Raw genomic sequence first — 11693 nt, forward strand, 5'->3', positions numbered from 1 at the left:
GTCTGTCCCTGAAGGTGGGGTCGTAAGCCCGACTCAGTGCGCTCGAAGGCTTTACTCCTTGCGGATCGAGAAATTGGCCATGTGCTCCAGGCCCTTGATCAGCGCCGAGTGGTCCCAGCCGCTGCCGCCGATGGCCGCACAGGTGCTGAACACCTGCTGGGCATTGGCGGTGTTGGGCAGGTTCAGGCCCAGCTCGCGGGCTCCGGCCAGGGCGAGGTTGAGGTCCTTCTGGTGCAGGCTGATGCGGAAGCCCGGGTCGAAGGTGCCCTTGATCATGCGCTCGCCGTGCACCTCGAGAATCTTCGAGCCGGCGAAACCGCCCATCAGCGCCTCGCGCACCTTGGCCGGGTCGGCACCGTTGCGTGCGGCGAACAGCAGGGCTTCGGCGACCGCCTGGATGTTCAGCGCGACGATGATCTGGTTGGCCACCTTGGCAGTCTGGCCATCGCCGTTCTCGCCGACACGGGTGATGTTCTTGCCCATCGCCTGGAACAGTGGCAGGGCGCGCTCGAAGGCCGTTTCGCTACCGCCGACCATGATCGACAAGGTGGCCGCCTTGGCGCCGACCTCACCGCCGGATACCGGGGCGTCGAGGTACTCGGCGCCGCTCGCCTTGATCTTCTCGGCGAACTGCTTGGTGGCGCTGGGGGAGATCGAGCTCATGTCGATCACCACCTTGCCCGGGCCGACGCCAGCGGCGATGCCCCGGTCGCGGAACAGCACGTCTTCAACCTGCGGGGTATCCGGCACCATGACGATGATGAACTCGGCCTCCTGCCCGACTTCCTGCGGGGTGGCCAGGGCGATGGCGCCGGCCTGGACCAGGTCGGCGGGTGCCTTGTCATGATGTTCGGAAAGGAATATCTGGTGGCCTGCGTTCTGCAGGTTGCTTGCCATGGGTTTGCCCATGATTCCGGTGCCGATAAATCCGATCTTAGCCATGGTCGTTTCTCCTCAAATTCTGTTCGGGTCAGATGGCGTTGTGTGTCTTCAGCCAGGCGAGGCCTTCGGCGGTGCTGGTGGCCGGCTTGTACTCGCAGCCGACCCAGCCCTGGTAGCCGATGCGATCCAGATGCTCGAACAGGAAGCGATAGTTGATCTCGCCGGTGCCCGGCTCGTTGCGACCGGGGTTGTCCGCCAGCTGGATATGGTTGATGGCTGCCAGGTTGTTCTCGATGGTCCGCGCCAGGTCTCCCTCCATGATCTGCATGTGGTAGATGTCGTACTGCAGGAACAGGTTGGCGTGACCGACCTTGCCGCGGATCTCCTGCGCCTGGGAGGTGTTGTTGAGGAAGAAGCGCGGGATGTCGCGAGTGTTGATCATCTCCATCACCAGGCGAATGCCGGCTTCCTCGAGCTTCTGCGCGGCGTAGCGCAGGTTCTCGATAAAGGTGATTTCCAGCTGGCCGAGGTCGGCGCCACGCGGGGCAATGCCGGCCAGGCAGTTGACCTGGGTGTTGCCCAGCACCTTGGCGTAGGCGATGGCCTGGTCCACGCCGGCGCGAAATTCCTCGACCCGCTCCGGCAGGATGGCGATGCCGCGCTCGCCACCAGCCCAGTCGCCGGCCGGCAGGTTGAACAGCACCTGGGTCAGCTGGTTGGCGTCCAGCCGGGCCTTGATCTCCTCGGCCGGGTGGTCGTAGGGGAACAGGTATTCGACGCCGGTAAAGCCGGCTTCGGCAGCGGCGGCAAAGCGGTCAAGGAAATCGACCTCGGTGAACAGCATGGACAGATTGGCGGCAAAGCGGGGCATGGTTCTCTCTCCTGATCTGTAGGGATCAAATTCGGTCTGCATTGCGGCGGTGCGGTGACCACCCTGGGTGTTGCGTTGCGGTGGATAGGCTTCGCGATATCCACCCTACGGTTGCTTCGGTGCCCGTCGCTGATAACTGCGGCGGCCGGTAGGACGGGTGGCCGCCCCGTGGAAGACCGCGAAGCGTCTTCCACGCGGTTGTGGTTACGGGCGAATCAGTCCAGCAATCCAACCGCCGTCGGCGCGTCTTCCCGGCCTTCGGCCAGCGCCTCGAACTCGTTGATGGCGTCGATCTCTGTGCCCATGGCGATGTTGGTCACCCGTTCGAGGATCACCTCGATCACCACCGGCACCTGATGCTCGGCCATCCAGGCCTGCGCCTGTTCGATGGCCGGGCGCAGGTCTTCCTGCTTGAACACGCGCAGTGCTTTGCAGCCCAGCCCCTCGACCACCGCGACGTGATCGACGCCGTAGCCTTCCATGCCGCTCTGGTCGGCATTGATGTTCTCGAAGCCGAGCTGCACGCAGTAATCCATCTCGAAACCGCGCTGCGACTGGCGGATCAGCCCGAGGTAGGCGTTGTTTACCAGGATGTGGATGTAGGGCAGCTTGAACTGCGCGCCCACGGCCAACTCCTCGATCATGAACTGGAAGTCGTAGTCGCCGGACAGCGCCACTACCTTGCGCGCCGGGTCGGCGGCAACCACACCGAGCGCCGCCGGAATGGTCCAGCCGAGCGGGCCGGCCTGGCCGCAGTTGATCCAGTTGCGCGGCTGGTAGACATGCAGGAACTGCGCGGCGGCGATCTGCGACAGGCCGATGGTGCTGACGTAGCAGGTGTCCTTGCCGAAGGCATTGTTCATGCACTGGTACACGCGCTGCGGCTTCATCGGCACGCTGTCGAAGTTGGTCTTGCGCAACATCGTGCGCTTGCGTTCCAGGCAGTCGGCGGCCCAGGCGCGGCGATCCGGCAGACGACCTTCGGCCTTGCGCTGCCTCGCAACCTCGACGAACAGCTCCAGCGCGGCGCGGGCGTCGGAAACGATGCCGTAGTCCGGCGCGAACACCCGGCCGATCTGGGTCGGCTCGATGTCGACGTGAACGAAGGTGCGGCCCTTGGTATAGGTCTCCACGGAGCCGGTGTGACGGTTGGCCCAGCGGTTGCCGATGCCGAGCACGAAGTCGGATTCGAGCAGGGTCGCGTTGCCGTAGCGGTGGCTGGTCTGCAGCCCGCACATGCCGGCCATCAGCGGATGGTCGTCGGGGATCGAGCCCCAGCCCATCAGCGTCGGGATCACCGGCACGCCCACGGTCTCGGCGAACTCCACCAGCAAGGTTTCTGCCGCGGCGTTGTAGATGCCGCCGCCGGCGACGATCAGCGGACGCTCGGCGGCGCAGAGCATGTCGATGGCCTTCTCGATCTGCTTGCGGGTCGCCGCCGGCTTGTACACGGCGAGCGGCTCGTAGGTGTCGATGTCGAATTCGATCTCGCCCATTTGCACATCGAACGGCAGGTCGATCAGCACCGGTCCGGGACGCCCCGAGCGCATCACATGGAAGGCCTGCTGGAACACGCGCGGCACCAACGCCGGTTCGCGAACGGTAACCGCCCACTTGGTCACCGGCTTGGCAATGGATTCGATATCGACGGCCTGAAAGTCCTCCTTGTGCAGCTTGGCACGCGGCGCCTGGCCGGTGATGCAGAGGATCGGAATCGAGTCGGCGGATGCCGAGTACAGGCCGGTGATCATGTCGGTGCCGGCCGGGCCGGAGGTGCCGATGCACACGCCGATGTTGCCCGGCTTGGCACGGGTGTAGCCCTCGGCCATGTGCGAGGCACCCTCGACGTGGCGGGCGAGGATGTGGCGGATGCTGCCGTCGGCGCGCAGGGCGGAATACAGCGGGTTGATCGCCGCACCGGGGATGCCGAAGGCGGTGTCGATGCCTTCCTTGCGCAATACCGCGACGGCGGCGTCGATTGCTCTCATGCGGGCCATGGACCACTCCTCTTATTCGATAGTTTTTCTACGTGGCTCAAGCATGCCGGCCTGGATTCGCTGGCGGAATTGGTCGAGACTTCAGTTCTGTCGATATCAGGAGTATCGAATGGATCGCTATACGACCCTGCGCAGCTTCGTGCTGGTGGCCGACTGCGGCAGCTTCGCCGCGGCTGCGCACAAGGAGAACGTCACCCCGGTGGTGATGGGCCGGCGGCTGGATGCGCTGGAGCGGCATCTAGGTGTGAAGCTGATGCACCGCTCGACGCGCGGGCTGTCATTGACCGATCTGGGCGAGCAGTATCTGGAGCGCGCCCGTGGGCTTTTGAAGGATTTCGATGAGGTAGATGCCAGCATCAGCCACGACCGTACCTCGGTACGCGGCCATCTGGTGGTGTCGGCGCCGGCCGCATTCGGGCGACGGCATATCGGCCCGCACGCACCGGCGTTCCAGGCGCGCTATCCGGACCTGCAGCTGTCGTTCAACTTCACCGACAGCGTGGTCGACCTGGTGCGCCACGGTTACGACATGGGCATTCGCATCGGCGAGGTGACCGACCCCAACTATGTGGCGGTGCGGCTGTTTCCGAACAGGCGGGTGGTCTGCGGCTCGCCGGAGTACTTCGCCCGCCATGGCACGCCGACGGCATTGGAAGAGCTGACGCAGCACAACTGCCTGGCCTTCAACCTGCAGGGCGGGCAGCAGCGTGGCTGGACCTTCCTGCGCGACGGCAGGCAGGTGGCGATCCGCGTGGCTGGCAATCTGGACTGCAATGACGGTGAGCTGCTGTTCGACTGGGTCAAGCAGGGCCTGGGCATCGGCTGGCGCTCGACCTGGGAGATCCAGGCCGAGCTCAAGCGTGGCGAGCTGGTCACGGTACTCGACGAGTACGCGTTGCCGGCCTACGACATCCAGGCGGTGTACCCGCAGCAGCGCTACCTGCCGGCCAAGGTGCGATTCTTCATCGACTATCTGAAGGACATCTACAACGCACCGGGCTATTGGGAAGTGCGCTGAGCGGCTCAGTTGCCGCGGTAGGTGGAGAAGCCGTAGGGGCTCAGCAGCAGCGGGATGTGGTAGTGCTCGACGCTGCCATCGGCTTCGAAGATCACCGGAACTTCGGGGAAAAAGGTGCTGGCCTTCTGCGTGGCGAACCAGTCGCCAGTCATGAAGGTGACGCGGTAGGTCCCCTTTTCCAGCGCCTTGCCTTCTGGGTAGAGCGCGGTGATGCGGCCTTGGGCGTTGGTCTCGCCACTATTGAGTGATTTCCAGGCATCACCCTGACGTTGTTCCAGGGTGACGCGCACGTCCGGTGACGGCAGGCCGTTCTCCAGATTCAGCACGTGCACGCTGAGCGGGTTGCCGGCAGCCAGGGTGAGACCGGACAGGCCACTGAGCATCAAGCCGGCAGCGATTGAACGTAGTGCTTTCATGGTGTTTTCCTTTTCTTCAGTGGGAGGAGGGCAGCAGTTTTTCGATGGCGGCCATGGCGCAGGCCTCGTCGTTCTTGGCACCGCCGGCACCGGCCACGCCGATGGCACCAATCACCTCGTCGCCGACCTTCAGCGGCACGCCACCGCCGAGTAGCAGCAGCTCATCCAGCGTATTGAGGTTGGCGGCATCCGGCGTAGCGGCGGCGCGTTCGGCGAACAGGCGGGTCGGGGCCTTGCTCGACAGCGCGGTGTAGGCCTTGCGCTGCGCGGCCAGGGTGTTGTGCGGACCGACGTTGTCGTCGCGGCGCAGGGCAACCAGGTTGCCGCCGCGATCGACCACGGCGACTACCGCGGTGCGGTTCTGTGCGTGGCAGGCATCCAGGGTCTGCTGGATCAGGCCGTCGGCCAGGGCCAGCGAGACGTTCTGCTGGGTGATCGGTGCTGGCGTGGCGGCGTTGGCGCTTAGGGCCGGGGTAAGTAATGCCAGCGTCAGCAATGACAGTGTGGCTGCGATACGCATATCGGTTTCCTTGGGTGACTTGGCTTCGGGGCGCATGGTGCCGATGCCTGCCCGTCAGAACCGTTGCCTGCGCATTACGCTTTTGTAATGGCTCGCAGTGCGGCGGCGCCATAACCTATGCGCCATCAGCGAGGTGATCCGATGCGAATTCTGGTGGTGGAGGACGAGGCCAAGACGGCCGACTACCTCAAGCGTGGGTTGGAGGAGTCCGGCTACCGCGTCGAGGTCGCGCGCAACGGCGTCGACGGCAAACACCTGATCGAGGAGGAGACCTTCGACCTGGTGATCCTCGACGTCATGCTGCCGGGGCTCGATGGTTGGCAGCTGGTGCAGGTGGTGCGCAAGCGTTCGACGCATACGCCGGTGCTGTTCCTGACGGCGCGCGATGCGGTGGAAGACCGTGTGCGCGGGCTGGAGCTGGGCGCCGACGACTATCTGGTCAAACCGTTCTCCTACGCCGAGCTGCTGGCGCGGGTACGCACTCTGCTGCGCCGCGGGCCGCCGCGCGAGGTCGAACGCTTTCACATCGCCGATCTGGAGCTGGACCTGCTGCGCCGCCGCGTTACTCGCCAGGGCGAGCGCATCAGCCTGACCAACAAGGAGTTCGCCTTGCTGCATCTGTTGCTCAGTCGCCAGGGCGAGGTGCTGTCCCGCGCGCAGATCGCTTCGCAGGTCTGGCAGATGAATTTCGACAGCGACACCAACGTGGTCGACGTCGCGATCCGCCGCCTGCGCGCAAAGGTCGACGATCCCTATCCGCTCAAGCTCATCCACACCGTGCGCGGTATGGGTTACGTGCTGGAGACGGCATCGTGAGGCTGTTGCCGCGCTCGCTCAGCCTGCGCCTGGCCATCGCTTTCGCCCTGGTGGCGGTGGTGCTGCTCGGTGCCATCGGCCTCTATCTGTACCGCTCGCTGGACCGGGAAATCAGTTGGCGTGACGATCAGGCGCTGCTCGGTCGGCTGGAGCGCATGCAGGCCCTGCTCGAGGACAGCGCCAGCGTCGAGGCGCTTCGGCAGCGTCCCCAGCTTTACGAAAACATGCTGGGCAATCGCGACAGCCTGCTCTGGTTGCTCGACGCTCAGGGGCGCGCGCTGATCGAAATCAACCCGGCGCGGCTGGCTATACCACCGCTGCCGGCCGGCGATGCTGCGGCGCTGACCGATACTGATGGAGCGCGGCTGGCCTGGCGGCGGCTGCCGGGCGAGGCGGGGCTGACGCTGGTCGCCGGGCGCATGCTCGTCGAGCGCGAACAGATGCTCGCCGCCTACCGTGTGAAGCTGTGGTGGGCGTTGAGCCTCGGTGCGCTGCTGGCGTCAGTGCTTGGCTGGCTGATCAGCCGGCGCGCGCTACGTCCCGTACGGCATCTCACGCGCCAGGCGCTGGCGATCGATGTGCAGCACCTGCACTTGCGCCTGGACGAATCGGCGATGCCGAGCGAACTGGAACCGCTGCGTGCCGCGCTGAACCAGATGCTCAACCGGTTGGAACAGGGTTTCGCGCGCCTGTCACGCTTCAGCGAGGACCTGGCCCACGAGATGCGTACGCCGCTCGGCAATCTCATGGGGCAGACCCAGCAGCTGTTGCACAGGGACCGCGATGCCGAGGCCTATCACGCGCTGCTGGTGTCCAATCAGGAGGAGTATGAACGCCTGGCGCGGATGATCGACAGCATGCTGTTTCTCGCCCGTGCCGAGCAGCCGGCTGCGGCCATCGAGCGGCAGCGCTTTGCATTGCCGGCACTGGTCGAGCAGCTGTGCGACTACTTCGAAGGCGTCGCCGAAGAGCGCGGCATTCAGCTGTTCGATGAAACCGAGGGTGAGCTTTTCGGTGACACTGAGATGATCCGCCGGGCGCTGGCGAACCTGCTGGCCAATGCGCTGCGCTACGGCGCCAGTGACAGCACGGTGCGTATTGTCAGTGGCTCAGGAGTAGGTTGGCGGTCGGTCAGCGTGATCAATCTGGGACCTCCGATCCCGCCCGAGCATCTGCCGCGGCTGTTTGATCGCTTCTACCGCTGCGACCCATCGCGCGCCGAGCCGGGCGATACCGGCGGCCTGGGGTTGGCCATCGTGCGCTCGATCATGCAGCTGCATGGCGGCGAGGTGAGTGTTCGCAGCGACGCCGGGGTGACCGAATTCACCCTGCGTTTCGCCGAAACGCCGGCCTGATTCCGATCATTGGCACCGGATCGGGAAGCCGCACTGCGCTGTCACAGCTAAGGTGGATATAACCGCCTGTGAGAGACGCGCTTGTGGATAGTCTGAAAATCGCTACCTACAACATCAATGGCATCCGTGCACGTCGGGCCAATCTGCTCGAATGGCTGGCGCGCGAGCAGCCTGACGTGGTCTGCCTGCAGGAACTCAAGGCGCAGGATGCCGATTTCCCCATCGACGACATCCGTGCGGCCGGCTACGGCGCGATCTGGCACGGGCAGAAGTCCTGGAACGGGGTGGCGATTCTGGCCCGCGATTGCGAGCCGCTGGAGATCCGCCGCGGGCTGCCGGGCGTTCCGGATGACAGCCACAGCCGCTATCTGGAAGCGGCCGTGCAGGGTGTGATCGTCGCCTGCCTCTACCTGCCCAACGGCAACCCGCAGCCGGGGCCGAAGTTCGATTACAAGCTGAGCTGGTTCGAGCGCTTCATCGAGCATGCCGCCGGTCTGCTGGCAAGTGGTCATCCGGTGGTGCTGGCCGGCGACTACAACGTGGTGCCCACCGACGAGGACATCTACAACCCGCGCTCCTGGAAGAAGGACGCGCTGCTGCAGCCGGAGAGCCGCGAATGTTTCGAACGCCTGCTGGCGCAGGGCTGGACCGACGCGTTGCGCGCCAGGTACCCGGACGAGCGCATCTACACCTTCTGGGACTACTTTCGCCAGCACTGGCAGAAGAACTCCGGGCTGCGCATCGACCATCTGCTGCTCAGCCCGGACCTTGCGCCGCGGCTGCAGGATGCCGGCGTCGATCGCTGGGTACGCGACCAGGAACATGCCAGTGACCATGCGCCTACCTGGATAACCCTGAAAGGTGACGCGAGCGCGGCGGCCGAGCCGGCGAAGTCGAGCAAGCGTGGCAAGACGGGGGCGAGCAGCTAGAGGCAGGCGGTGCGAGGCGGGGTTCGAACGGTGCGGCAACGTGCGACGCGGCCGGTTCTACAAGGCCTTGTGCCAATCGTCGCTGAGGCATCAGCAGATCGACGGGCGCGACTAGTATCCGGGCAACTGGTCGGCAAACGACATCGCGGGCTCCAGCGGCTCTCCAGCGGCTCGCTGTCGACGGTATTCATACGGCAGCAATGGCAGCCAGCAAACGGGGAGGGACTCCATGTCTGATGACATACAGCAGGATCAGGTCGATCAACTCGGGATGGCCGATGATCCGCTCTCCATTCTGCGTCGCCTGGAGAGCGCCAACCTTTCATTGAGCGAGATGCTCGTCGAAACCCTGCATGCCGTGCGCACGCATCTGGGGATGGATGTCGCGTTCATCAGCGAGTTTCGCGGCGGCAGCCGGATTTTTCGCTACCTGGACGGCAATTTCGTACCCCTGCAGCTCGAGGTCGGGGCGTGCAATCCTCTGGACGACAGTTACTGTCAACGCGTGCTCGACGGGCGCTTGCCCGAGCTGATTCAGGATGCGGCGACTCTACCGGAGGCTTTGGCCATGCCGGTGACCAAAGCCTTGCCGGTCGGTGCGCACCTCAGTGTTCCGCTGCGCTTCAGCGATGGTCGGCTTTACGGCACCTTCTGTTGCTTCAGCACCACGCCGGACAACAGCCTCAACGAGCGAGATCTGAATACGCTGCGGCTGTTCGCCGACTTCGCCGGCCGATTGCTGGAACGCCATGCGCTCAATGAGATTCGCTATGCCGAGACGCTCACGCGCATTCGCTCGGTGCTCGAGCAACGCGCGTATTCGGTGGTGTACCAACCCATCGTGCATCTGGTGGAAAACCGCATCGTTGGCCACGAGGCGCTGGCTCGATTCAGCGCGCAGCCGCAGCGAACACCGGACAAGTGGTTCGCCGAGGCCGGGCTGGTCGGCTTGCAGCAGGAGCTGGAGGTCGCCCTGATCGAGGCGGCCCTGCACGACTTCGATCAGCTGCCTGCAGACAGCTACCTGTCGCTCAATGTTTCGCCGGAAACCATCCTCGCCGGCGCGCTTGGCACGGTGCTCGCCGATCAACCGCTGGCGCGGCTGATGCTCGAGGTGACCGAACACGCATCGGTACAGGACTACTCGCAGCTGGCCGAGGCACTCGAACCACTGCGCAGCAAGGGGCTACGGCTGGCGGTTGACGATGCCGGCGCCGGCTATGCGAGTTTCCGCCATATCCTCAAACTCAAGCCGGACGTGATCAAGCTCGACAGCAGCCTGATCCGCAATGTCGACAGCGACACCGGCTGCCGCGCGCTGGCCGCCGCGTTGATCCGCTTCGCCGAGGAAACCGGCTGCAAGGTCGTCGCCGAAGGGGTTGAAACCCAGGAGGAACTGGCCATGTTGCGGCGGCTTGAAGTGAACAAGGCGCAGGGCTACCTGCTCGGTCGGCCGATGCCATTGCATCACGGGCTCGCCATGAGCCGACAGGCATAGCCGGCGTGGCCGGGTGATGAGCCAAGAGAGTGCCTTCGGGCGGTTTCGCTGAACCTTTGTGGTGCGTGGGCAGTCGACTTTATAACGCGGGCGGCAGCGATGTGGCCCTTTCCGAGTCGACTTGTCAGGAGGTACAAGATGGATACGAAAGACACGATTTCAGTGCTCAACGACCTGATTGAAACCAGCAAGGATGGCGAAAAGGGCTTCCTCGAATGCGCCGAAGACCTGCGCGATCCGCAACTCAAGAGCACCATGAATCAGCGTTCGCGCGACTGCGCCACGGCCGCCGCCGAGCTGCAGCAACTGGTCCGCTCCATGGGCGGCGATCCGGAGACCAGCACCAGTGTGGCTGCCGACATGCACCGTCGCTGGGTAGACCTCAAGTCGATGATCACCGGCAAGGACGACGAGGCCATTCTCAACGAGTGTGAGCGTGGTGAGGATGTCGCGGTTAAGAGCTACCGCAAGGCGCTGGAAAAAGACCTGCCAGCCGAAGTGCGGATCGTGGTCGAACGTCAGTACCAGGGCGTACAACGCAACCATGATCAGGTAAAGGCTTTGCGCGACGCGGCTCGCGCCCGGAGCTGATGCTTCGCCAGCCGGTCAGGGTTTGAAGAACGCCAGCGCATGCTGGCGTTTTTCGTTTCCGCCGGTCAGTCGACCTGAGCCGGCTCGGCGATTTCGCAACCCTTGAGTACCAGGCGAATGATGGTGTCTGCCGCCGCATCGTAGTCGGCGTCGTCGAGGCGGTTCTTGCCGGTGACGGTGCTGATCTGCCAGTCGAAATCGGCGTAGGTCTGGGTCGCCGCCCAGATGCTGAACAGCAGGTGATTGGCATCGACCTTCGCCATCAGGCCGTCGTCGATCCAGCGCTGGATGCAGGCGATGTTGTGTGCCGCCTGGGCGTTGAGTTGCGCAGTGCGTTCCGGCGACAGGTGCGGAGCGCCGTGCATGATCTCGTTGGCGAACACCTTCGAGGCGCAGGCGTGGTCACGGGAAATCCTGATCTTGGTGCGGATATAGGCGCGCAGGACCTCGGCCGGATGGCCTGGCTGGTTGAACGGCGCCGAGGCTTCGAGCAAGGGTTCGACGATGCTCTCCAGCACCTCGCGGTAGAGGTTTTCCTTGGACTTGAAGTAGTAGTAGACGTTGGGCTTGGGCAGCCCGGCGCGGGCGGCGATGTCACTGGTCTTGGTCGCGGCGAAGCCCTTTTCGGCGAATTCTTCGCTGGCGGCTTTGAGGATCAGCTCTTTGTTGCGCTCACGGATACTGGACATGGGGGCCTTTCGCTGGCTGCCGGCGATACGAACAAGCGCCCGCATGCTAGCACCCTGGTCGCAAGCCCCTCAACCGAAGCGCCGGACGAGAGGCGAAGGGGCCCGGAGCCC

At 64.5% G+C, this 11693-nt stretch carries 12 protein-coding genes; 6 read left to right on the forward strand and 6 right to left on the reverse strand.

Annotation, left to right across the window (positions count from 1 at the left end):
• Window positions 1-51: 51 nt before the first annotated feature.
• From F753_RS28500 to gcl, 3 genes are all read right to left on the reverse strand, one after another.
• Entirely contained in the window at window positions 52-942 is an 891-nt protein-coding gene (locus tag F753_RS28500) for a 2-hydroxy-3-oxopropionate reductase (RefSeq protein WP_023444121.1), read from the reverse strand.
• 28 nt (window positions 943-970) lie between these two features.
• On the reverse strand, window positions 971-1753 hold the full coding sequence (gene hyi, locus F753_RS28505) for a hydroxypyruvate isomerase (protein ID WP_023444122.1): 783 nt from the start codon (window positions 1751-1753) through the stop codon (window positions 971-973).
• Window positions 1754-1968: 215 nt separating this feature from the next.
• Complete coding sequence (gcl, locus tag F753_RS28510) at window positions 1969-3750, reverse strand: glyoxylate carboligase (protein ID WP_023444123.1); 1782 nt, start codon at window positions 3748-3750, stop codon at window positions 1969-1971.
• A 109-nt stretch (window positions 3751-3859) separates the two neighbouring features.
• Here gcl and F753_RS28515 point away from each other — a divergent pair, with 109 nt between their 5' ends.
• Window positions 3860-4768 carry a LysR family transcriptional regulator gene (locus F753_RS28515; RefSeq protein WP_014819402.1) on the forward strand — a complete coding sequence of 303 codons (909 nt, stop codon included), beginning with the start codon at window positions 3860-3862 and terminating at the stop codon, window positions 4766-4768.
• A gap of 5 nt (window positions 4769-4773) precedes the next feature.
• On the opposite strand, the gene uraH is transcribed toward F753_RS28515, so the two are convergent.
• Window positions 4774-5184: a hydroxyisourate hydrolase gene (gene uraH / locus F753_RS28520; protein ID WP_023444124.1), complete on the reverse strand. Its 411-nt coding sequence runs from the start codon at window positions 5182-5184 to the stop codon at window positions 4774-4776.
• Window positions 5185-5200: 16 nt separating this feature from the next.
• Window positions 5201-5704, reverse strand: a complete 504-nt coding sequence (locus F753_RS28525) for a GlcG/HbpS family heme-binding protein (RefSeq protein ID WP_031297216.1) — start codon at window positions 5702-5704, stop codon at window positions 5201-5203.
• 141 nt (window positions 5705-5845) lie between these two features.
• On the opposite strand from F753_RS28525, the gene F753_RS28530 reads away from it, so the two are divergent.
• The 5 genes from F753_RS28530 (at window position 5846) to F753_RS28550 (ending at window position 10893) form a co-directional block, all read left to right on the forward strand.
• Complete coding sequence (locus F753_RS28530; protein ID WP_023444126.1) at window positions 5846-6520, forward strand: heavy metal response regulator transcription factor; 675 nt, start codon at window positions 5846-5848, stop codon at window positions 6518-6520.
• Window positions 6517-7875, forward strand: coding sequence for a heavy metal sensor histidine kinase (locus F753_RS28535; RefSeq protein ID WP_023444127.1), 1359 nt, complete (start codon window positions 6517-6519; stop codon window positions 7873-7875). The genes F753_RS28530 and F753_RS28535 overlap by 4 nt, the downstream gene beginning before the upstream one ends.
• 83 nt (window positions 7876-7958) lie before the next feature.
• Window positions 7959-8804: an exodeoxyribonuclease III gene (xth, locus tag F753_RS28540; protein ID WP_023444128.1), complete on the forward strand. Its 846-nt coding sequence runs from the start codon at window positions 7959-7961 to the stop codon at window positions 8802-8804.
• Between the two features lie 229 nt (window positions 8805-9033).
• Entirely contained in the window at window positions 9034-10302 is a 1269-nt protein-coding gene (locus tag F753_RS28545; RefSeq protein ID WP_023444129.1) for a sensor domain-containing phosphodiesterase, read from the forward strand.
• A 138-nt stretch (window positions 10303-10440) separates the two neighbouring features.
• Complete coding sequence (locus F753_RS28550) at window positions 10441-10893, forward strand: PA2169 family four-helix-bundle protein (RefSeq protein WP_014819409.1); 453 nt, start codon at window positions 10441-10443, stop codon at window positions 10891-10893.
• Between the two features lie 65 nt (window positions 10894-10958).
• On the opposite strand, the gene F753_RS28555 is transcribed toward F753_RS28550, so the two are convergent.
• A complete protein-coding gene (locus F753_RS28555; RefSeq protein ID WP_014819410.1) occupies window positions 10959-11582 on the reverse strand; it encodes a TetR/AcrR family transcriptional regulator in 624 nt (207 codons plus the stop codon).
• Window positions 11583-11693: the final 111 nt, after the last annotated feature.

It is taken from the genome of Stutzerimonas chloritidismutans AW-1, from assembly GCF_000495915.1.
In the GTDB taxonomy this organism is placed as follows: domain Bacteria; phylum Pseudomonadota; class Gammaproteobacteria; order Pseudomonadales; family Pseudomonadaceae; genus Stutzerimonas; species Stutzerimonas chloritidismutans.

Excerpts from the sequence above, each read along its gene's own strand:
- F753_RS28500 (WP_023444121.1), bottom strand. The coding sequence starts at position 942 with ATGGCTAAGATCGGATTTATCGGCACCGGAATCATGGGCAAACCCATG.
- hyi (WP_023444122.1), bottom strand. The coding sequence starts at position 1,753 with ATGCCCCGCTTTGCCGCCAATCTGTCCATGCTGTTCACCGAGGTCGAT.
- gcl (WP_023444123.1), bottom strand. The coding sequence starts at position 3,750 with ATGGCCCGCATGAGAGCAATCGACGCCGCCGTCGCGGTATTGCGCAAG.
- F753_RS28515 (WP_014819402.1), top strand. The coding sequence starts at position 3,860 with ATGGATCGCTATACGACCCTGCGCAGCTTCGTGCTGGTGGCCGACTGC.
- uraH (WP_023444124.1), bottom strand. The coding sequence starts at position 5,184 with ATGAAAGCACTACGTTCAATCGCTGCCGGCTTGATGCTCAGTGGCCTG.
- F753_RS28525 (WP_031297216.1), bottom strand. The coding sequence starts at position 5,704 with ATGCGTATCGCAGCCACACTGTCATTGCTGACGCTGGCATTACTTACC.
- F753_RS28530 (WP_023444126.1), top strand. The coding sequence starts at position 5,846 with ATGCGAATTCTGGTGGTGGAGGACGAGGCCAAGACGGCCGACTACCTC.
- F753_RS28545 (WP_023444129.1), top strand. The coding sequence starts at position 9,034 with ATGTCTGATGACATACAGCAGGATCAGGTCGATCAACTCGGGATGGCC.
- F753_RS28550 (WP_014819409.1), top strand. The coding sequence starts at position 10,441 with ATGGATACGAAAGACACGATTTCAGTGCTCAACGACCTGATTGAAACC.
- F753_RS28555 (WP_014819410.1), bottom strand. The coding sequence starts at position 11,582 with ATGTCCAGTATCCGTGAGCGCAACAAAGAGCTGATCCTCAAAGCCGCC.